We start from the raw sequence: 20,943 nt of genomic DNA, 5'->3' as shown, positions 1-20,943 counted from the left end.
TTTGTTAATTTGTTAATTTGAACTTAATATCTGTGCCATCCTTTTTGCATAATATGTTATTATTATGTTTGCTCCAGCTCGTTTGATCGAACTAAGGGACTCGGTTATGGCTGCATCCTCGTCCAACCAATTATTAAGGGAAGCTGCCTTTATCATGGAATATTCGCCGGACACACTGTATGCAGCAATAGGATGCAGGAAACTTTTCTTTGCCTCATATATTAAATCTAAATTCGATAAAGCGGGTTTGATCATTAATACATCAGCTCCCTCCTCAATATCAAACTCAATCTCTCTTTTAGCCTCTCTTGGATTTGCATAATTCATTTGATATGTTTGCCTGTTTCCAAATTCTGGGCTTGAATGAGCCGCATCTCTAAATGGAGAGAAAAAAGAAGATGCTTGTTTTGCGGCATATCCCATGATCAATTTATCTGTGAATCCATGGTCGTCTAATGAGTCTCGTATCTCCTTTACTTGACCGTCCATCATTGCTGAAGGGGCCACTATATCAGCTCCTGCTTCTGCATGACTTAATGCAATCTTTGCAAGTGTTAGTATGGTCTTATCATTGTCAATTTGATTTCCTGTGATGATTCCACAGTGCCCGTGAGACGTATATTGACATAAGCAAACATCTGTTATTATTACAATTTTATCCCCAAAACTATTTCTTATAGCCTTGATTGTATTTTGAATAATGCCTTTATCGGCATATGAGCTTTTTCCAAAAGAATCCTTATGTGATGGTAGTCCAAACAAAACAACTGATTCTATTCCAATTTTTATGCATTCTTCTATTTCTTTTAATACTGTATTGATAGAATATCTATAAACACCAGGCATTGCTTCAATGGGTAGATTTTCTTGAATTCCTTCTTGTACAAACAAAGGTAAAACTAATTCTTTTGAATTTAGTCTTACTTCTTGAAATAGATTTCTAATAGCAAGGTTCTTTCTCAATCTCCTTAACCGCATCTTTGGAAATATTTTATAACTCAGATAATTTGAATTGGCCATAGCCATTGACTTGTCAATTTCTATATTTTTGGATCTTTTAATGTTTTTAATTTTCGAACCCTTACTACTAAGGTTTTTCATAGTTGAATAGTTTTAATGCTAAATTTATTAATTCATTTTCATTCTTGTTATTTGAAAATTCTTTTCTTAAATTGTTCATTGGTGTTGACAAAATCCCTTCTACTAAGGCATAAGAAAATTGTTCTAAAATTCTAATGTCATTTTCAGTCATTCTATTACCAATTAAGGATAAAGCCTTTTTGAGTTCCTTATTTCTTATGGAATCTGCATTCTTAAATATTGTTATGACTGCTGGTTCAGAACTTTTTCTTTTTAGCATTTCCTTGATAGTTATTATTTCTTCATCAATTATTTTTTCAGCAGATTGGATCTCTTTCTTTCTTCTACCAACATTTTTCTCTACAATCTCAGATATTTGGTCCATATTAACTAATTTGATATTATTCAATGTAGCTATCTTGTCTTCAACTGTCCTTGGATTCGACAAGTCAAAAATCATTAATCCTTTCTTTCTATTTTTCATCATATTGGAGATTCTTTCGTAAGTCAGCAGATAATAAGGTGCAACAGTAGATATGAATACAATATCAATATTTTCATTTAGTTTCTCTAATGCTGACTCAAAGGGAATTGGAGCGCCTGCAACTGTGTCTGCAAATGACCTTGCGCGTTCAAAAGTCCTACTAGTTACAAAAAATTTCATACCTCGTTGCTTTAATGACTTGGCCACGAGACTAGCTCCTTCTCCAGAACCAATTAATAGTATCTCCTTCTCTTTAATATCGTCAAAATACTCATAGGCCAGGTTAACAGCCATTGATCCAACAGAAGTACTGCCTTTGTTAATACCTGTTAAAATTCTTACCTTACTACCAATTTTTATTGTCTTATCAAATAATGCATTTAGATTTGGACCTGCAAATCCATTTTTTCTTGAAAAATCTAAAGATCTTTTTACCTGACCCAATATCTGATCCTCTCCTACTACAAGAGAGTCTAGCCCTGAGGTCAACTTTACAAGGTGACGTATGGCGTCCTCTCCTTGGCTTACAACAATATTGTCTCTTACCTGGTCTAAGTTTAAATCGACTAAATCCGACCATCTCTTTATTATATTTTCAAACTGCGGATCCGATCCAACACCATAAACCTCCACTCTATTGCAAGTTTGTAAAATTATGCACTCATTTAATTCAGAAGAGTTTAGCATGTATTGATGAGCATTAAACATATCGCTAAATGCGAATTTTTCTAAGATGTGAATTGGGGAGTTTTTGAATGTTACTCTTAAATTGACGAATTGTGTAGATTGTGCCCCCAAGTATAGAGTCATCTGATATTATTCCCCTCCCATTTATCTAATGTGTTGATAATTAATTCTTTGACTTTATCAATGTTTTTTTTTGTGATCAATTCTTGAATTTCTTGGTCATAAAATAAGCCATACAAGAATCTTTTTCTTTCATTTTGATTCTTAATGACTTTTTTCGCTCGGTCTCTGGCAAATTCTTGAATTTTTATGTTTAATATGTCTTCTTGCCCTATTATATTTTTTAAATACTTTTCAATTTTCATTCTTATTATTTTGCTCATCAACGGACTTTTTCCGAATGTGGATACTGCTATCTGGATTGACTCCTCTATATTTATGAAAGAGGCGAACGATAGATCACCTAATTGAGAAGTTGTTGAGTCCAAACCGTAAGTTAAAACATGACTCTCTTTGGACTTGGAAATTATCATCTTGTTTAAGGACAAATTATTAGTTGCCGCCACTACCATGAATGTATCTTTGAACTCATTGAGAAAATTTGCATCATGGATTTTTCTCCTGAAAATAATTAGCGGATATTTGCCGCCTTCTATCTCAAAGATTGATTTATCAACATCTTCGCTAATTACGATAATTTTGGAACCATGTTTTATGAGTGTAGATATCCTTTTCACCCCTTCGCGGCCTGCACCAACAACTATAATATTCTTATCGGTAAGGTTTAGGTCTACAATCACATCTAGCATGACTTATTAATACTTTAATCTATTAGAGTTTTTTCCTTATTCCTGACAAAAATGGAGTTAGTTGAAAATTTTATTCCTTTCACTCATATGCTTGAGCCATTTCATTATTTTTACATGATAATATTTAGAATTATTGAAATATTGGGAATGACAAAGTTTATTATACTTTGGACCTTGGTTCTGATTCTCATACTGATTCTGCCGAACCTTCAAATGACAAAAAATCTACTGGGGGTCAGCTTTCTATCAAGCTATTGGAAGATCTACCTAACGAGCTAGCTTCTCAATTATTAAATGCAGGTTTTGGTTCGCTAAAGGATATAGTAATAGATGGACCGAACGCACTATCTACTAGGTCCGGAATTTCTAAAGACGACTCTCTTTTTATTTATAACCAAGCAATTTCATTTCTTGAAAGTATTGGAATAGTTGAGAAGCGCTTTGTCCGTGCTACTGCATTATATGATAGGAGAAAAAAAATAAGCAAGATATCTACTGGATCCAAAAATTTTGATAATCTACTTGGAGGTGGAATAGAGGCCAATGCAATAACGGAAGTATACGGAGAGTTCGGGACAGGTAAGACCCAGCTATGTCACACTGTTTGTGTGACGGTTCAGCTCGATCAAAATCACGGAGGGCTGAATGGTGGCGCTCTATACATAGATACCGAGAATACTTTTAGACCGGAACGAATTGCAGCAATAAGTTCCTTGAGAAATCAGGATCCTTCTGTTATACTTGACAATATCATCGTTGCCAAAGCTTTTAGCAGTTCTCATCTCGAACTGATCTTGTCTGAATCAAGCAAAATTATTGATTCCCACAATATTAAGTTGATAATACTGGACTCTGCGATTGCATTATATCGTTCAGAGTTTCTGGGTTTATCATCTCTTGCAATAAGACAACAACGGTTGAATAAGTTAATTCATACTTTAATGAGGATAGCTCAAACTCACCAAATTGTAGTTTTAGTGACTAACCAGGTACAATCTACCCCTGATACTGGATTTGGAAATATTTCATTCAAGGCTGCTGGAGGAAATATCTTCGCTCATTCTAGTACCTATAGAGTCTTTCTTAGAAAATCTAATAGAAATAGAATTGCAAGAATGGTGGATTCTCCCAACCATCCTGAAAGTGAAATAGTCTTTACAGTTGACGAGTCAGGAGTAATTGATCCTGCTTAATTTTTGTCAAAAACATCAGTAAGGGTCTGTAAATAATTTTTATTAGGGTATACACAATCTATTTTGTTATGCCATCATCACACGGAACAAGAAGAAAATCTAGATCAATACTCACAAAATCAAACAAGATTACCGGCGTGTCATATTTACTCATCGAGTACAAGCCTGGTGACAAGGTTGTAGTTGATATCGATCCGAGCGAGCATAATACGATGCCTCATAGGAGATTTCAGGGAAAAATAGGTATTGTGGAAGAGGTGGGAAGACGTACTTTAAGGGTGATGGTCAAATTTGGAAGTAAACCAAAATATCTACAAACAAAATTTAATCACATAAGGCCAATTACAACTTGAAAAAAAAGTGTGTTTATAATTGACCGAAGTAATAAAAAAAGAAATTATAACTTTATCTGAGGTAAAAAAAATTTTAGAGACCATCCCTGCTGAGGAAATGGATCAAATTCAGAGGTGGACGTATGATTATTCAAAAAAATTCTCAAAGGTTGATTACGATATATCCAAAGTAATGCTTGAACGACTTGTTGCAGAAGGTGATTTAACAAATGAAGAATCGGTCGAGCTCATGAACGTTATGCCTAAATCCATTGAAGAATTGAGGGCATTTACTTTTGGATGGAAGAAATTAATTGTAACTGAAAAATTGGAAAAGATAAAATCAATACTTCTGTCAAACTCTGGAGATAATGATGAATCGTCACAACCTCGATCAAATATTGAAAGTTAAATAAAAAGTCACTTCTAATAATAACTGTAAAGGTAAAATATATTTTGTCAAGGTACAATTCAAATAGAGATAATCATGGAAGACATGGTGACCATTTTTCACCACGAAAATTTGAAGAATATGCTTATATTCTAGATTATATGCAAAATGGCAAATCTTCGATTGTGCGAATGCGCGAAGGTGTAATAGTTCACGCAATAGGTGAGGAGCATTTAACCTTATTAGAATTATTGGGATCTAATAACGAGAGTTTCAGCATAGGAGAACGTCTTTATATAGGAAAAGATGGAAGGGAGAAAATAATAAGCGTTTTGGGCAGGCTCGATTATAATCATATTTCTCAATCAGCAAAGAATGAATTGCCCACAGTTATCGAAAAGATTGTAAATGTTAATGAGCAGAGATTTATAGAATATTTCAATTCTGCCCAACCCATGACTCCTCGGGTGCATTCATTGGAGCTTATCCCAGGAATTGGCAAGACTTACATGAAATCCATTCTAGACGAACGTGATAAACACAAATTCGAGTCCTTTTTGGATTTACAAAACCGAACTGGATTACGAGAGGGAACTAAATTAATAGCCAAGCGAATTTATGATGAGATCTCCGGAGAAACTCGAATGAATATATTTGTTAGAAAATAATCTTTATCGCATATTGAAATTTCTACTGCCAAAATTATAGTACACTAGATGATACGTAAAGCATAAATGAAAAAAACCGGTTCTTATCTAGGACAAAATTTTATTACCAATCCTAAATTAGTAAGAAAGATTATTGAATTGTCCAAAATTACTGTCGATGATATTGTATATGAAGTTGGTTCGGGGAGGGGCAGCTTAACACACGAATTGTGTAAAGTATCGAAATCTGTTCATTCATTTGAGTTAGATTCTTTGTTATATGCCTATTGCAAGGAGAATCTGCATTTTAAAAACTTAGATATGGTAAATGGAGATGGTTTAAATGAAAAACTAGGCATATCCTTTGATATATTCGTGTCTAACTTGCCCTATTATGAGAGTAGAAGGGCTATTTCTTGGCTTTGTCAAAAAAATTTTAAAAAGGGAATCATAATGCTGCAAAGGGAATTTGTAAATAAACTTCTGTCAAAACCTGGAGACAAAAATTATAGGGCAATATCTGTAATATGTCAAAATAGGTTTTCAACAAGAATTCTGATGGATATTCCTCGTACATCTTTTAATCCAATACCCAAAGTTGATTCACAATTAATAGAACTGTGTCCTAAAACTCTATCATTATCTAAGAATACTATAGATAATATTCAATTCTTGTTTTCATTTCGAAAAAAAACTGTTTCATTTGTCATAAATTATCTAAACAAAAATTACGAATCGAATATAGATCCAAATAAATATTCTGACGTTAAATCAAGTAAGATAGCGAATTTGCCACCTTACAATATCTTGAATTTGACCATGGAATTAAAGGCTAATGTCAGGGAAACTGTTACAATACATTGATTATCCAATCGAGAATATTTTAACAAAATGATAGCACGGGAGATACAAATACAGTCTCACATTACTATATAATTATTAAACTTTTTATGGATAGATCGAGTTTGCATTGACATAATCTGTTATAGATATTTGTTAATTATTAATCCCGATCAGAGTATACCCTACTGAATAAGTTACTGCGGTATTACATAAAACAAAAGATCTTATCTCTTGTGGTTGAAAAAAGTTATTGCTGTATGCTATGTCAATTAAAAGATAAATCATTTTCATTATCTTTTTTGTATGTTAATTAAAGTGTAGTTAAGGTATGATGTTTGACTACTTTAAAGTGTTATAAAGGAGAGAAAAGTATTCAATCTTTGATCCAAAACAAATGTTATTTATTGCATACATTTATTGTGTTGTTTTATTAACTTAGAGAGTCAACATGATAATTATTTTAGTTTTATTTAGTTTGCTAGTGCGAAACTAATCAGAAACATTTAGAAATTTGAAATAGAGAAAATTATCGTGTTTTGGTATTGTCCGGTGAACCCGTTGCATTTGTGATTAGTATACATATGATATTTTCTATTTTATGGTGGAGCACAACTCTTATCGTTATCTTCATTATTAGGCCTTCGAATAAGACTGGCAACTTATCTTCTATATTGCCTAAAATACGTAGACTTGTTATTATTGTGTCTAGCGTATCAATTTTCAGTGGATTGGTGCTATACGGACTATTTTCTAATCTTGATGTAGGGTCATATATCTATTCATATTCAGGATTTGTGATATTAATTTCTGGCTCTCTATCTTTAGTAGTATATTTTCATGTACTAAATGGAGGCCAACACAAATTCATCCTAGTAAAAAATTCGACGGGGATGGGTATGGGAAGATACATTCCTTTTGTAATGTTTGGACTTCTTACAATAACCTTGATCTTGATGATGATTGTATCTATAACATATCGTCTGTCATAGTATATAGGAAATGCGGAAGAATAACCATCCAATTTCTGGTCACATTTGCTTTGGTATTTGACTCTAAGGTGGCAAATCTGGTTAAAAATCCCCAAGGTAAACCAGTCTTATAGTAAAAATATTAGAAACTATTTTACAATCAATACAGGACAATGTGCATATGTAGATATTCCTGAAGCAACACTACCTAAAATCAGTTTTTTCCATCCAGATCTGCCTTTTGAACCAACTATGATCAAATCTATGTTTTCTTTTTCCGAATACGTTAATATGGCTTCTACGATAGAAATTACAGACAACACAACTTCAGTTTTAACTTTTACACCTTTATTCATTGCAGTTTCATTGATTTCATCAAACCATTTTCTTGCTTCAGCCTTAGCTTCAGCATTTAGGTCATCCAGCGAGCTCGTTGTGATGGTTCCAGTTGCTGTTCCGTTGTGAAAAACAAAACCCGATTGTGAATACAAAACATGAAGTACTATTAGATCAGAACCATATCTTTGAGCCATTCCAATTCCATATGATATTGCCTTCCTTGAATTTGGAGATCCATCTATTGGAACTAAGATCTTGTTATACCCATTGAAATGTTCTTGATTGTTCACCTTTTCCTGCTATTTCAATTGGCCTAAAACCTATATAAACAAATATGATCTTATACGTAGCCAAACGTTTGAGGGATCAATTTTTTAATCGATCATGATATCTGAAATTCAGAAGAGGTCTTTGTAGTATGACAAAATTTATATTTTGAATTCTGCACTTTACATTATGATTGTCAAAAAACTACAATCACATTCTATTCGGATTATTTAGTCTCGCTATATTTGTGTGTTTGACGTCTTCGTCTAATTATAATTCAAATGCTTATTCAGAAAAGCATAATAACTCTACCAATATTGATAATCCTAGAGCATACGTCAAAAATTCTTTCAAATATTTGAGTAATGACAATAATACTGTTATAGTAGGCGGGTCTGTAGCAAAATCCGACTCTCAAAATTTTCCTCAAAACGTTTCGGTTGGATTGCTAACGATTAATAACTTTACGGGTGAAGAAGAAATCTTGGTTGAGAGACCCTATAACTCAATTTTATATGAAAATAATGAGCCATTTCCGTTCAAATTTATGATAAATTCTACTATTTATCCCGATGTGATTAACTCTGCACCATTTATTTACAAGAGCGAGAATGTTACTCTGCCTTATACTAAAATAAATACTATTAATTTGAATTACCCTGTTCTTCCACAAGGCCCGAATAAGGAATTATATGGGAATATTACAAATACTGGTCTAGTTCAGTTAAACAATATTACCTTGTTTGCTATTGTTAATGATAAAAATAGTAGCCAGATCGACTCTGTAAGGACATTAATCCCTGTGTTGAAGCCAAATGAAACTAGGCAGTTTACATTTGTTCCAGATCCTGCAATAAAGGATATGGTCTATTTCTACAGCTGTGTCGGCGGTGATATAGGCGATATGAAAATAGATGACTATAGCATTGTAAACATTACAACTTCCAAGGTTTTGGGGTACAAGTTTTCCAGCTTAATACAAATAGACTCTATGAGTTATAATATTACTACAGACAAATTCGATTTTACTATAAATAATATTTATCCTTATCCTGGAGCGTTATCATTAGAAGTTATGCCTGTTCAAATGGTTCCTATTCAAGCGTACATTGATGGAAATCCTGTAGAGGACGTAAAAATGAGAAATATATCAGAAAAGACATTATTGGATTTGGCTATCCCGCAGGGAGTACATGACATTTCTTTGTCCAACTTAAACAATTAGAAATCTGACTTTAATAAATAAGATTGACATTGGCAGCCAGGATCAAAGTCTCAATTTTACGATCCATTTAAAAATGCAAACTAAATTAATAAACTACGCGATTTAATATTGATTGATTTTATAATAATATCATATTTCAAAAAAATCTAATGATGCTATTTTTTATTTTGGTTTTTTAGAAATACAATATAAGTCTAATCGCGATACCTTTGGAAATGCAGTTTTTGGTAATATCACCAAAATAGCCAAATTATCGATGACACTCCTCTAGAAAAATAAATAGGGTTTCAGATAGATTTGTAGTTTGTCTTTTATTTTTCTTTTGATTTTTTTGTATGGGGCGATATCTTTTATCTCATTTCTAAATACTTTAGAGTCTTATAATTATAATAATTGGTAACATTAAGCAAATAAAGGTATATGAAGTTTGGCCATTATTTGGTGAAAGGTGTGTATACCCTTCTTCAATAGTATACATTGAATAATTAAGATTTCCTGTCATAATGTTATTTATTAAGACTAGCCTTTTAAATAGTAATGAAAGGTGTTAAGATGAATAGTATAGAAGCAAATGATTTGATAAAGAAATTGAAACTTAAAAAGCATAAATTCGAAGGTGGTTATTACAAAGAGACTTATCGATCTATCAATATGGTTTCCTATCGTGAAGAGTCATCTTCCACTTTATCCGATAAATCTGATCCTACTAAGATAATATCGGGCACGAAAATCCGACCATCCTCAACCTTGATTTTTTATTTGCTCAAAGGTAATCAAATTTCACCTTTACATAAGGTGAACCAAGACGAAGTTTGGCATTTTTATCTTGGCAGTTCTTTAACCTTGTACATACTTAATGAAAACAGTACGACAAAATTGGTAAAATTGGGTAACAATATTTCCGATGGTTGCATATTTCATTATGTGGTCAAGAAGAACACCTGGTTTTGTGCCGAAGTCGATGACAAGACATCGTTTTCACTCTTGGGCTGTACTGTTGCCCCTGGATTCGAATTTGATGATTTTGAATTGGGAATAAGGTCTGACTTGTTGACTATTTTTCCACAGCACAAGTCAATTATTGAAAAGTTTACTGGCATATATACCAAATGATCCTTTGCTCATATGTCATAAGTATATTTTAAAACCTGACAAAAACCTAGGTATTTTAATTTTGATAGGCGGATGACAATTAAGACCTGATTCCGCTGCATTGATATAAGATCTATTCTGATCCAAGCATCAATTTGTACTTTTTTGTCGACAATCTTTGAAATTGTTCTTCGATATCCAATAAGTATGTCTTAATACTATTTTCAAAATCTGCTTTACTCCTTAGTAGATCACTCTTTCTTTGGTTATCAACTTCAAGTTGATCCATATTAATTTTATTTTCTGTTTCTTTTTCTTTGACTTTGTTTATGATAGAAACCTTATCCTTATCCTTTAGTTTTTCAATTCTTGCGTCAATTTTTTCCATTTTGGACTTGAATATTGGTAATTCATGTACCAAGGTATCGAAATAAGGGATCATTTTATTCGAATCCTTTAAAATGATTTTGTTTGTTTTGATAGATTCTTTTATCTCATTTAATAATCTTATATATTCTGACATATTGTTTTTTTTAGCAACTTCTTCAGGTTTATACACCAACAAATTAATTTTTTCTACGGTACTTTGAGTCAAACCATATGAATATTTGTTAGCTGCTTTAGTTAAATGACCAGAAATATCACTCAAGTTTGATTGCAATAATGCTTTTTCTTTATCAATGCTTTCTTTTTCCCTTAAATATTTTAAACCCTTTTCGTAATCAGAAGAAGATTTTAATTTGGAGATCTCGTCTTTATTCCTGTCTATTAATTCATTCAACTTCTTGCATTCGGTCTCAATCATTTTTATGGCGTTTATGGTATTGTTCATATCGTTATTTTTAGATTTTACATTGAGCAAGTCCGATCTGAGACTTTCAATAATAGCTTTCTCTTGTTTGATATTTGTATATCCATCGTTAAGTTTCTCAAGATAATCGCTTATTTTTTTAAGATCTCCTCTAAGACTATTTGCGTGTTTTTTCATAAATGTATTGACGATTCTACTATGAGAGCTAGTCACCTCCCCAAAACGGTTGATCGACGAGTCAAGCGAATTCTTGAAATTTACAAAATCTTCAAAATTCTTAGGCTTGGATAAGATATTTGATGATTCACGTTTTAATGCTCTTACGATAGTATTCTTTGTATTCTTTACCAAAGGTGTAAGCTTTTCTTCCTCAATCACTATTTCTTCTTTTTCCAAATCATCCGCCACATTGTTTATGTGTTTTAAAACTTGATTCGTATCATCAAAAATCTTGTCTAATTCAATTAAGAGGTTTCTTGTGATATCTTGTTCCATCTTTTCAAGTAGTATCAAAGCGTCGTTAATAGAAATTCTATTATCATGCTCTTGCTGAGTCGATGTTGATAAATTGGAATGGGATTCACTATCTTTGACATCAAAATTTGTAACAATTCTTTTCTTCCTCTTAAAAAAATTAAATGATGGCATGAATCTATATTGATTTTGATAAAAATAAGTATATATGTTGATATTGCCCCTGTCGTGCTCTCAGTACTCCTAACTCTGTAAAGTATGTACTATCATCTTGTTCAGACTCATTCTAATTTAGGTCCGTGCGACTTGTTATAAGCAAGATAGGATAAGAATGCCAATCTCTCTAGATACTTTCCACTACTGGTATTCAAATCTCTAGCCTTGTTGGTTAATGATTTCAAGATTTTTAGTGCATTTGAATCCAACCTTGTCATTGTCTCAGCTAAGTTTATACATTCATCGATTAATCTCTCATTTAAGACAACTTTCAGATCCTCCTCTTTGAAGTTCATTTTCTTTTGTTTGTTTTCGTCAATATAGATAACCTTGTTGACCAAGTTAATTCTAAAGGCTTCTGTAGCATCTATTATTTTACCCGTAAAAATCAATTCCTTTGCTCTTGAAACACCAATCAATCTAGCAAGTCTTTGAGTTCCTCCCCAACCTGGACATATACCTAATTTAACTTCTGGCTGTCCTAATTTCGATTTCATAGTAGCGTATCGTATGTCGCAAGCTAGGCTAATCTGGCACCCTCCACCAAGTGCGTACCCATTAATAGCAGCGATAACTGGTTTATTTAATTCCTCAATCTGATTTAAAAGTTCGTGAACATGGCTGGAATATTGAATTGCTTCATGGGGAGTTAGATTACTCACATATTTTATATCTCCACCCGCACTAAACGAGTCGTGACCCTCACCGGTTATTATAACAACGGAAACTTTTTCGTTTGATTCGGCCTCAGCAAAATCTTCTTTAAGCTGAGTTACCAGTTCATAATTAACCGCATTTCTAGCTTCAGGTCTATTTATTTTAATTAAAATTATATTATCCCTTTGTTCAACGATAGTATAGCTCAATTGTGACTTACCCTAACTGCTTTATATCCTTTAATTAAGTGTTAGAAATTCTACTTCCCTGAGCTACATCTATGTGTAATGTAATTTATATGAAAAGTGATGAAAATTGTTTATTAATTTTGAGAATGAATATCAATAATATGTCAGCAGATGTTTCTCGACTAGCGAATGAGTCTTATATAAGCCTTGAAACTTATAGAAAAAATAAAAAATCCGTCAAAACTCCTGTATGGTTTATTGTGAATCACGAGAATATATATGTGGTAACAAAAGAGAATACAGGCAAAGTAAAGCGTATTAGATACAATGGTGATGTCAAAATAGCCCCTTGCAATTTTAAAGGTAAAATCACAGGTGATTGGATCCATGGACAAGCACGGATAGTTAGTTCGGATGAACAAGAAGAGCTAATAAAGAAGAGGAATGAGAAATACGGTTTTAAAGCCACCCTTGCGAATCTTTTTACTCGAGGTAAAGGCAATTATGTAGTGATCGAAGTAAAAATTTTGTAATTAGATTACTTTGTTTTATATTTGGAATTGTAACCCTGCTGACACCTTTTTTTTTTATATAAAAATACATGTCTAGTATTCTCATTACTATGGGTAGATTAGATGAAGTGGATTTTCCTAACAATAATCTAATGATCACAAAATTGCAGATTGCGATTATCGAAGGACATAAAAATTAAATATCATTGTCAATAAATTACCTTATATCAGAGATTAAAAAAGAAAAACAAGAAAATTTGGCAAGCAAGAAATTTGAATCCATTTCCTTTGAGGATGAAAATTCATTTGACGGATTATTAAGACGACTTGACGAAGATCAATTAAAGATAATCGTTCAGCTGAATGTAATAAAAAGAGGAAAAAGGGTTACTAACATTAAAGGATTTACTGACGAACGACAAATGGCGTCAATTGCCCATGAGTTGAAAAAAACCATTGGAACTGGGGGAACATCTAAGAATGGAATAATAGTTCTCCAGGGTGATCATCGAACCAAAGTCACCGAATTTCTAAAATCTATGGGATTTTCAGAGGAATCGATCGAAGTAATTTGAGGATATAATCATGTCAAAATACCAATGCTCTTGTCTACTTACGAAAACTATATTCCTAACAATAATACTAAGAATGTAATACAAATAGTCCTGATTGTATCCTATTATTTGTGAGTAATTAGGCATTTCAATATTAATTTGAATTGGAATCATTCAATACTTGGCTAGAACTATTGTAGAATATGTTAGATCATTTATCTACAAAAAGAATCGACTGGAAAAAGCCTAGGACAGACGGGTTAACATACATAGTAGATAAATTTCAAGGATTTGATACTGGCAATTTTAAGTTAATGTCTCCATTAATTGATATGGTCAAGATATATGGCGCACTACCCTTACTAATGTCGGACGAACAGTTACAAGATCGCATTAATTATTATCACGAATACGATGTTTTAGTTTCTGTAGGTAGTTCTCTTACAGAATATGTCTTATTAGAAAAATCGCTTGATATATATATTGATGACGTCAAGCGTTTGGGTTTTGATATTATCGAGATAGGTGAAAATAATATTGAATTGCCACCTGAGAAAAAGAAACAGATCTCTGATAAATTGATTGAAAAAAAAATACAACCTTTATGGAAAATCGGCAAGAAGGATCCTAGAAGGCAACTTACATTTGAACAGACAATAGTAAAAGTGAATGAAGCCCTCAATGTTGGTGCTGAGAAAATACTATTGGAAGGTAATTTGGGATATGCAGCAGGTATTTACGATGAGAAAGGAAACATTAAATGGAATGCTTTAGGTGCAATTACATCAAAATTATCTCCCAACAGGATCATATTCGAAGCTCCACTTGAAATTCAACAATCTGCATTGATTGCAGAGTTTGGCCAAAGAGTAAATCTTGGGGAAATTGATCTTGAAAATGTATTTTCAATAGAGTCTCAGCGAAAAGGATTCTTGTCAAGATCTAGTTATGGAATTTCTAGTATGAAAAAAATTGCAAAAGGAAGTCCTGCAACAAAGTTTATCTATTATGTTATTAGGAATCGAAATTCGATGGAACAAAGCGAGTTAATTCATACTACAAACCTGCCACGCAGAACGGTTCAGACCGGGTTGGAAGAACTAAAAGAACAAGGGTTAATTGTAGAAAAAACAAATTTAGATGATATTCGTAAAAAGATCTATTACGCAGTGGATGACGAATGGATATAGTTGAAACTATCTTAAACTATAGGCAAAATTGGATTCAAGTTTCAAATTTAACACAACTATTGCTTCTAACTCTTTTATTTTTATTACTATTAGAAATTGTAGTCGCATTATTCTATCCAATACCTTTTTTGATCATTTGTACGAGAGATGAAAATTGATCAGTGGCATTTCATCTATAATTATATTTGTAAAAGATCAAAATGAAGCATTGGCCTTTTGGGTGGAGAAACTAAATTTTACAGTTCTAAAAGATATTGTTCTAGATCCAAAACTTAGATGGATTCAAATTATTCACCATGACTCAAAAGATACTTCACTAATTCTATACCCCAAATCAATGGTAACTAATAGGATGTCGAGACCTTTATCCACAATTATATTTGAAACATTGGATATAAAATCCACAATTGAACAGATGACAAAAAATGGCGTGTCTTTTCTCATGTGCCAATGCATTCTGAACTAGGATCATATGTGTTGTTTAAGGATAATGAAGGAAATGAATTTATTATGATGGAGCAATCCATTGACAATAACAAGAGATAAATCAAATTTGAGATTTGAGCATTCATTTATTGTAAATACTTGTATTGATTATGTCTGGAATTTTTACACTGATATCATGCATCTGGAGCGAATTACTCCTTCACAAATGCATCTTAAAATACTGTCAACTACGTCATCTGAATTGCATGCCGGAACTTTGGTTACTTTATCTGGTACTTTCCTATTTATTAAAAAAACTTGGAAGTCTCAAATTACATATTCTCAAAAATACAAGTATGTAGACGAAATGATAAATGGACCATTCCCTCATTGGAGACATACTCACATTTTTGTAAAATTGGATAATCACAAGACTATTATTAAAGATGAGATTGATTTTAAGCTACCTTTTTACCTTCAGGGCAGAATAATAAGTTGTTATATGATTCGATCACTTAAACGGATATTTGACTTTAGAAAAAATCAAACTATTGCATTCTTAATGGAAAAAAAGGATGAGAACAACATTTAATTTGTGTGGGTCTAACACATTATAACTTTCTGCAAAAATTATTAGAAAGATTTTACTAAACCTTTATTACAAAAAACAAAAATAATTATTTAGGCCAAAAAATTTTGTCTATGCTATGGAAATACCCTGCTTGGGTAATTGGTTCGTTTTTAATTCTTATGATATTTTGTAATCATGTGTTATTGTCATTTTCAACTAATTCTATAGCTATGACGAGTAAGGAACAATTAGATTCGCTTCAAAAGTTGAGGTCTTTTGCGTTGTCAAAAATAAATGAAGATCGTAAACATTATGGTTTGACATCTCTAGTCATGAGCAATAATACCGCAGCTCAAATACATGCTGATCAAATATTGAAGACAAAAACTCTGTCTCATTGGAGCATTGAAGGTTTTAAACCATATATGCTATACTCTTTATACAATGGAACGGGTTACGTACAGCAGAACGTGGGACAAATAAGCTATGTAATGCCTGACAATGATAAGAAATTCCGTCAGGTATCCGATCTATGTTATGATCATACAAAATTTTATTGTCCAGTTATTGATAAATACAAGGCTATTGCTGACTTGCAGCATTCTATGATGTATAATGATCTACAGTGTTGCAATGATGGGCATAAAAACAATATTCTAAATAAGTATCATACCCATGTGAGTATTGGAATTGCATATAATGAATATTATTTTGTAATGGTGCAAAATTTTGAAAATCATTATCTAAGTCCAGATTTGAAAATAAAGAAAAGTAATGATGATATTAAGTTAGAAGCACGAATAAATGATCCTGACCGATACAACTTTGTTATCAATCATGTATCTTTCTTCTTAGATGAATTTCCTACAAAACTTAATTATGATGAAAATAAGAATGTCAGTAGTTACCGTTTTGGTGACTTAAAGTTAATGGTCTCTAAACCCTTGCCCGCAAATTTAAAATATGTTCAAGAAGGAGATGACAATTCTTATAAAATTATTGAGGCAAAGAAATGGGAATTAGATAAGGATGATATCAATTTAGAGATCGAGATTCCAGACACCTTGGATACCAAGAATAAAGTTTTGACAATGGTCATATATGCACAGAGTATTGGTGATAATAGTCTAAATGAGATTTCTCAAGATTACATTCCCTTAACTTCATATAGTTTCTTTAACTCATAATACTTGCAGTAGTAAAATATCAACTCATGGAAACCTAAATTCAAAGAATCTCTTAATGCTAAGTTAATTTTTGTAATTTTAAAATATTTGTCCACTAATCTAAATCACAATTCTCATGAATTTGGCAATCTTTTATCTTAATCTAAAAAATAATCAAAAATGGGTCGGGTCATATGCTAGTCACGATTCCAAGATTAACTTGATTTGAGATTTTGCGAATGCCCGAAAGAAGCCATGTCGGTCTCATATATATTTGATCAAAAATTTTTTTGTAACGTCTTATGTTTATTACCCCAGTGAATATAATATTATCTGTATTCTCTCTATTAGGTTATTTCATATTTTTAAAACCATCAAGACAACTCTTACTTGTGGTCAAAAGGGAAAATTTTTTTTGGCGAATTTTTACACTTATTTTAGTTTTACTTGTCACCTCCAATTTTTTTTCTACCTTTCTTATTATTGCGCTAGCATGAATAAAATAAAATAGACGATGCGATTTGGATCAATTAGTCAAATTGGATGATTTAGCTAATCAAATCATAAATTGTAGGTTATGTCCACGTTTGATTGATTATATTGATCAGATGTCGATGAAGAAGCCAAAAAGGTTCCAAGCTCAGGAGTATTGGAATAGACCCGTACCTTCATTTGGAGACATTAAAGCGAAATTATTAATTATAGGTTTGGCACCGGCATTAAATGGTGGCAACAGGACAGGGAGGATGTTTACCGGAGATAGTACTGGTGACTGGTTGATAAAGGCTTTATATGAAACCGGATTCGCTAACTCTCCCTATAGTTATTCTGCTAACGATGGTTTGCAATTAAAAGACTCTTATGTGACTTCGGCCGTTAAATGTGCCCCACCAGACAATAAACCGACATTAGGCGAAATAGATCAATGCTCAAAGCATTTGAAGAACGAAATCAAATTGTTACGTCCTCATCTTAAAGTAATTATTACACTTGGCAATATTGCACTTAACGCATTCTCTCGAATTACAACCAATAAGAGACTAAAGTTTAAACATGGCGCAACCTACAAGATTTGCGAAGATGTAAATCTTATAGTTTCATACCATCCAAGTAGAAGAAACACCAGCACTAAAGTATTAACTTGGTCGTCTTGGATTGAGATTTTTAAGGAAGCTAGACGCCTGATTGAAATTACTTAAACGGCTAAAAACAGGCTTTTAAGATATCACTAATATTTGTAGAAAGAGGGTGGCTAGATAGACCTATTCCCATGGCTAACACCGGGGATCTTCATCCAACAACCTCAGAGTTTTTCGAAAGCCGCCTTATCCCAAAAAAGAATCAAAATAGGCCCTTGATTCAATTCAATAACTTGGGTTCCTTTTTCTAAATGGGCATATTCGCTCCTACTGTTTTCGATATGTATTATATACTTTCCAATAAGATATATAGACTGGATCTTAAGATCCTCTATCCTTGACGTCGACGGATTATGGTGAAAAGCCTTTCTCTTATGATGGGATCCGTCTCCTAAAAAATACCCTGATTTTGTATGGTGCAGAAAAAGCAGTAGGTAAAGGTGTCAAGTTCATGAAAAATACTAAACAAAAAATGGATATCACCTTTGATCATAGGGCACCTTCCATAGTAATTAAAATCCCTGAATATTATAATGGATATCGAGATATTTTGAAGAGGGGTGGTATCATAAGATGCATAACCATAATTACAAAAGAAAATTTGCCGTATTGCGAGGAATTGATCAAGATAGTTAGTGAACTAAGGCATTTGGATAATCTCAAAGGCGGCATTGCTGTAAATGAGTCTGAATACATGGCTACCACCGTATTGCAAGAAGCTCAACCTTTAACGGAAGTTATTTATAGTAATGTTGATGAGGTGGTGGAGCAGAATCAGTTTATCTTTGATACCTTATGGAAAAACGCGGTACCTGCTCATGTTAAAATAAGAGAATTAAAGGAAGGACTAAAAACTTTTGAAACAAAATTAATAACTGGATCTGATGGTTCGGGGGCAAAGGAAATGGTTTCTACGATTTTATTAAATGCCTCGGAACTGAATTTTTGTTCTTCAATAGAAGACTTACAGAATAGTAAGGATTATCTGATTAATACTATGATTAATTTGTTCAATGAAAAGAAATTGTCTTCTTTGAAGCAAACTCGAATTTTAGTTCCTATCAACCAAAGTAATTTGAGGACTATAAAGAATCTGATTGAATTGGGAATAGATGTTAAACACAGTAATGATATATTGTCAATCAATTATGCAGTTACAAATTTAGATTTGGCTATACTGATAAAAGGCACTGGGACAGGATATAGTATTCAGAATGATAGTATTTTACATAGTAATGATCCATCTTACATTGATCATTTTTCAAAGGTGTTTGATGAAATGTGGAAGAATGGAAAAGATCCAGAGAGAATAATTCAATCGCTTGAAAATGAAGTCGAGTTATCATTTATCCAAACCATCGAAGATCCAGAGGAAACCCTCGATCTTGCTCGTACGCTTATCTCCTCTGCTAGCAATGAGATATTGGGAATTTTACCCAATTTTGAGTCTTTTTTACAACAAATTGATGATGGTATGATTGGACTCATTAGATCAGTTGCTCAAATCCATGAGAATTTGGATATCCGAATTCTGATAGCAGAGGAAATTAATGATATGATGCAAAACCAAATTGTAGAAATCTTCAACCGGTATGATGATATTACAAGTATTACTGAGGATGACGATGATCTGAAGTTGCAATTCCAATTCCAAAATATCGACAACTTTCATTTAAAACTCTTGAATTCAAAATTACACACTGAAATTGGGTTTTTGATTATAGACAGAGAAAAGTCGTTATTAATAGAATCCAACAATATTTCTTCTGATAGCGCATTCAGATCCATCGGTTTATCGTCTTTCTCCAATAGCAAGAGAATTTCAAATTCCTATGCCTCGATATTTGATGCCATTTGGAATCAGTCTGAATTATACGACAAATTGAGGATTCAAGATCGGCTTCAGAAGGAATTCATTAATATCGCTGCTCATGAACTAAGAAATCCAGTTCAGTCATTATTAGGGTATTCAGATTTACTGATGAATTCTAAAGGTAACATTGAATCTTGGAATAGTTTTATAGTAACAATCAATCAAAGTACTAAGCGACTTGCAAAGCTAATCGATAAGGTGTTGGATGTAACTCAGCTAGAAAATGAATTACTACTCTTAAACAAAGATGTATTTGATTTGGAAAACTTGGTGAAAGAGATAGTTCGAGAGTACAATAATACCCTTCATTTATTAAATAAAGATCAAATAGAAATCATCTTGAAAACAAGAAAGAAATTGAGTGACGAATCTGATGATATAAATTCTCGATCAAAATTAGTATATGCTGATCGGGTGAGAATTATTCAAGTTATTATGAATATACTCGAAAATGCAGTAGAATTCACCAAGACAGGTAGAATCCTTGTTGAATTGTCTTCGAATGATGAATCAAATGAAATATGTTTGAGTATTAGAGACTCAGGAAGTGGTATTGACCCAAAGATATTGCCTAAACTTTTTACTAAATTTGTCTCTAAATCAAAGAAAGGAACCGGTTTGGGACTTTACATCTGTAAGAAAATTATTGAAGCCCATAACGGTAAGATTTGGGCGGAAAATTATTACAGCGATCCTTCAAAACAAAAGGTAATGGGCTCTAAATTCACAATTAGTTTGCCTTACAAAGGTAAATCCAACCATCCAGATACTCCTTAATTGGCTTTTCTGTCTTTTTATATGGGGTAGTC

22 protein-coding genes are annotated in these 20,943 nt (G+C 32.6%); 16 read left to right on the top strand and 6 right to left on the bottom strand.

Features of this window, described 5'->3' with window-relative positions; all coding sequences use genetic code 11:
* Window positions 1–12: 12 nt before the first annotated feature.
* From hemB to F1Z66_RS02950, 3 genes are read right to left on the bottom strand one after another with little or no spacing between them, the layout of a single operon-like run.
* Entirely contained in the window at window positions 13–1,101 is a 1,089-nt protein-coding gene (hemB, locus tag F1Z66_RS02960) for a porphobilinogen synthase (RefSeq protein ID WP_230207424.1), read from the bottom strand.
* Window positions 1,088–2,374, bottom strand: coding sequence for a glutamyl-tRNA reductase (gene hemA, locus F1Z66_RS02955; protein WP_149862119.1), 1,287 nt, complete (start codon window positions 2,372–2,374; stop codon window positions 1,088–1,090). Before hemA ends, hemB begins: the two co-directional genes overlap by 14 nt.
* Window positions 2,371–3,060, bottom strand: a complete 690-nt coding sequence (locus F1Z66_RS02950; protein ID WP_149862118.1) for a precorrin-2 dehydrogenase/sirohydrochlorin ferrochelatase family protein — start codon at window positions 3,058–3,060, stop codon at window positions 2,371–2,373. The genes hemA and F1Z66_RS02950 overlap by 4 nt, the downstream gene beginning before the upstream one ends.
* A 167-nt stretch (window positions 3,061–3,227) precedes the next feature.
* On the opposite strand from F1Z66_RS02950, the gene radA reads away from it, so the two are divergent.
* The 6 genes from radA (at window position 3,228) to F1Z66_RS02920 (ending at window position 7,455) form a co-directional block, all read left to right on the top strand.
* Window positions 3,228–4,253, top strand: a complete 1,026-nt coding sequence (gene radA / locus F1Z66_RS02945) for a DNA repair and recombination protein RadA (protein WP_230207423.1) — start codon at window positions 3,228–3,230, stop codon at window positions 4,251–4,253.
* 68 nt (window positions 4,254–4,321) lie between these two features.
* Entirely contained in the window at window positions 4,322–4,606 is a 285-nt protein-coding gene (locus tag F1Z66_RS02940) for a 50S ribosomal protein L21 (RefSeq protein WP_149862117.1), read from the top strand.
* A gap of 19 nt (window positions 4,607–4,625) precedes the next feature.
* On the top strand, window positions 4,626–4,997 hold the full coding sequence (locus tag F1Z66_RS02935; RefSeq protein ID WP_149862116.1) for an RNA polymerase Rpb4: 372 nt from the start codon (window positions 4,626–4,628) through the stop codon (window positions 4,995–4,997).
* 44 nt (window positions 4,998–5,041) lie between these two features.
* A complete protein-coding gene (locus F1Z66_RS02930) occupies window positions 5,042–5,644 on the top strand; it encodes a DUF655 domain-containing protein (RefSeq protein ID WP_230207422.1) in 603 nt (200 codons plus the stop codon).
* Window positions 5,645–5,710: 66 nt separating this feature from the next.
* Window positions 5,711–6,487: a ribosomal RNA small subunit methyltransferase A gene (locus tag F1Z66_RS02925; RefSeq protein ID WP_149862115.1), complete on the top strand. Its 777-nt coding sequence runs from the start codon at window positions 5,711–5,713 to the stop codon at window positions 6,485–6,487.
* 650 nt (window positions 6,488–7,137) lie between these two features.
* The gene (locus F1Z66_RS02920; RefSeq protein WP_195907456.1) at window positions 7,138–7,455 is read left to right on the top strand and encodes a hypothetical protein; all 318 of its coding nucleotides are present in this window, start codon (window positions 7,138–7,140) and stop codon (window positions 7,453–7,455) included.
* A gap of 128 nt (window positions 7,456–7,583) precedes the next feature.
* On the opposite strand, the gene F1Z66_RS02915 is transcribed toward F1Z66_RS02920, so the two are convergent.
* The gene (locus tag F1Z66_RS02915) at window positions 7,584–8,063 is read right to left on the bottom strand and encodes a universal stress protein (RefSeq protein WP_149862113.1); all 480 of its coding nucleotides are present in this window, start codon (window positions 8,061–8,063) and stop codon (window positions 7,584–7,586) included.
* A gap of 230 nt (window positions 8,064–8,293) precedes the next feature.
* Between F1Z66_RS02915 and F1Z66_RS02910 the strand changes: the two genes are divergently transcribed.
* Window positions 8,294–9,265: a hypothetical protein gene (locus F1Z66_RS02910; protein ID WP_149862112.1), complete on the top strand. Its 972-nt coding sequence runs from the start codon at window positions 8,294–8,296 to the stop codon at window positions 9,263–9,265.
* A 552-nt stretch (window positions 9,266–9,817) separates the two neighbouring features.
* Window positions 9,818–10,378, top strand: a complete 561-nt coding sequence (locus tag F1Z66_RS02905; protein ID WP_159357529.1) for a cupin domain-containing protein — start codon at window positions 9,818–9,820, stop codon at window positions 10,376–10,378.
* Between the two features lie 112 nt (window positions 10,379–10,490).
* Here the strand turns inward: F1Z66_RS02905 and F1Z66_RS02900 are convergent, their stop codons facing one another.
* Both F1Z66_RS02900 and F1Z66_RS02895 read right to left on the bottom strand, forming a co-directional pair.
* On the bottom strand, window positions 10,491–11,816 hold the full coding sequence (locus tag F1Z66_RS02900) for a hypothetical protein (protein ID WP_149862110.1): 1,326 nt from the start codon (window positions 11,814–11,816) through the stop codon (window positions 10,491–10,493).
* Between the two features lie 107 nt (window positions 11,817–11,923).
* On the bottom strand, window positions 11,924–12,724 hold the full coding sequence (locus tag F1Z66_RS02895) for an enoyl-CoA hydratase/isomerase family protein (protein ID WP_149862109.1): 801 nt from the start codon (window positions 12,722–12,724) through the stop codon (window positions 11,924–11,926).
* A 125-nt stretch (window positions 12,725–12,849) separates the two neighbouring features.
* On the opposite strand from F1Z66_RS02895, the gene F1Z66_RS02890 reads away from it, so the two are divergent.
* The 8 genes from F1Z66_RS02890 to F1Z66_RS02855 all read left to right on the top strand — a co-directional run bounded on the left by F1Z66_RS02890 (window position 12,850) and on the right by F1Z66_RS02855 (window position 20,911).
* Complete coding sequence (locus F1Z66_RS02890; protein ID WP_230207421.1) at window positions 12,850–13,236, top strand: PPOX class F420-dependent oxidoreductase; 387 nt, start codon at window positions 12,850–12,852, stop codon at window positions 13,234–13,236.
* Between the two features lie 185 nt (window positions 13,237–13,421).
* A complete protein-coding gene (locus tag F1Z66_RS02885) occupies window positions 13,422–13,790 on the top strand; it encodes a translation initiation factor (protein ID WP_159357528.1) in 369 nt (122 codons plus the stop codon).
* Between the two features lie 182 nt (window positions 13,791–13,972).
* On the top strand, window positions 13,973–14,959 hold the full coding sequence (locus F1Z66_RS02880) for a phosphosulfolactate synthase (protein WP_149862107.1): 987 nt from the start codon (window positions 13,973–13,975) through the stop codon (window positions 14,957–14,959).
* Window positions 14,960–15,113: 154 nt separating this feature from the next.
* On the top strand, window positions 15,114–15,425 hold the full coding sequence (locus F1Z66_RS16365; protein WP_149862106.1) for a VOC family protein: 312 nt from the start codon (window positions 15,114–15,116) through the stop codon (window positions 15,423–15,425).
* Between the two features lie 60 nt (window positions 15,426–15,485).
* A complete protein-coding gene (locus F1Z66_RS02870; RefSeq protein WP_149862105.1) occupies window positions 15,486–15,977 on the top strand; it encodes an SRPBCC family protein in 492 nt (163 codons plus the stop codon).
* Between the two features lie 260 nt (window positions 15,978–16,237).
* Window positions 16,238–17,143, top strand: coding sequence for a CAP domain-containing protein (locus F1Z66_RS02865; RefSeq protein ID WP_195907455.1), 906 nt, complete (start codon window positions 16,238–16,240; stop codon window positions 17,141–17,143).
* A 500-nt stretch (window positions 17,144–17,643) separates the two neighbouring features.
* Window positions 17,644–18,321, top strand: coding sequence for a uracil-DNA glycosylase (locus tag F1Z66_RS02860; protein WP_230207420.1), 678 nt, complete (start codon window positions 17,644–17,646; stop codon window positions 18,319–18,321).
* A gap of 277 nt (window positions 18,322–18,598) precedes the next feature.
* Window positions 18,599–20,911, top strand: coding sequence for a sensor histidine kinase (locus F1Z66_RS02855; RefSeq protein ID WP_149862103.1), 2,313 nt, complete (start codon window positions 18,599–18,601; stop codon window positions 20,909–20,911).
* Window positions 20,912–20,943 lie beyond the last annotated feature (32 nt).

Origin of the sequence: Candidatus Nitrosocosmicus agrestis, assembly GCF_008389435.1 — an archaeon.
GTDB classification, from domain to species: Archaea; Thermoproteota; Nitrososphaeria; order Nitrososphaerales; family Nitrososphaeraceae; genus Nitrosocosmicus; species Nitrosocosmicus agrestis.
Note: the sequence above shows the minus strand (reverse complement) of the source record. Positions and strands in the feature narration are given on the sequence as shown.

What these genes read in the sequence shown, in the direction of transcription:
- F1Z66_RS02940 (WP_149862117.1), top strand. Translation starts at nt 4,322, where the DNA reads ATGCCATCATCACACGGAACAAGAAGAAAATCTAGATCAATACTCACA.
- hemA (WP_149862119.1), bottom strand. Translation starts at nt 2,374, where the DNA reads ATGACTCTATACTTGGGGGCACAATCTACACAATTCGTCAATTTAAGA.
- F1Z66_RS02900 (WP_149862110.1), bottom strand. Translation starts at nt 11,816, where the DNA reads ATGCCATCATTTAATTTTTTTAAGAGGAAGAAAAGAATTGTTACAAAT.
- F1Z66_RS02880 (WP_149862107.1), top strand. Translation starts at nt 13,973, where the DNA reads ATGTTAGATCATTTATCTACAAAAAGAATCGACTGGAAAAAGCCTAGG.
- F1Z66_RS02890 (WP_230207421.1), top strand. Translation starts at nt 12,850, where the DNA reads ATGAATATCAATAATATGTCAGCAGATGTTTCTCGACTAGCGAATGAG.
- F1Z66_RS02950 (WP_149862118.1), bottom strand. Translation starts at nt 3,060, where the DNA reads ATGCTAGATGTGATTGTAGACCTAAACCTTACCGATAAGAATATTATA.
- hemB (WP_230207424.1), bottom strand. Translation starts at nt 1,101, where the DNA reads ATGAAAAACCTTAGTAGTAAGGGTTCGAAAATTAAAAACATTAAAAGA.
- F1Z66_RS02905 (WP_159357529.1), top strand. Translation starts at nt 9,818, where the DNA reads ATGAATAGTATAGAAGCAAATGATTTGATAAAGAAATTGAAACTTAAA.
- F1Z66_RS02925 (WP_149862115.1), top strand. Translation starts at nt 5,711, where the DNA reads ATGAAAAAAACCGGTTCTTATCTAGGACAAAATTTTATTACCAATCCT.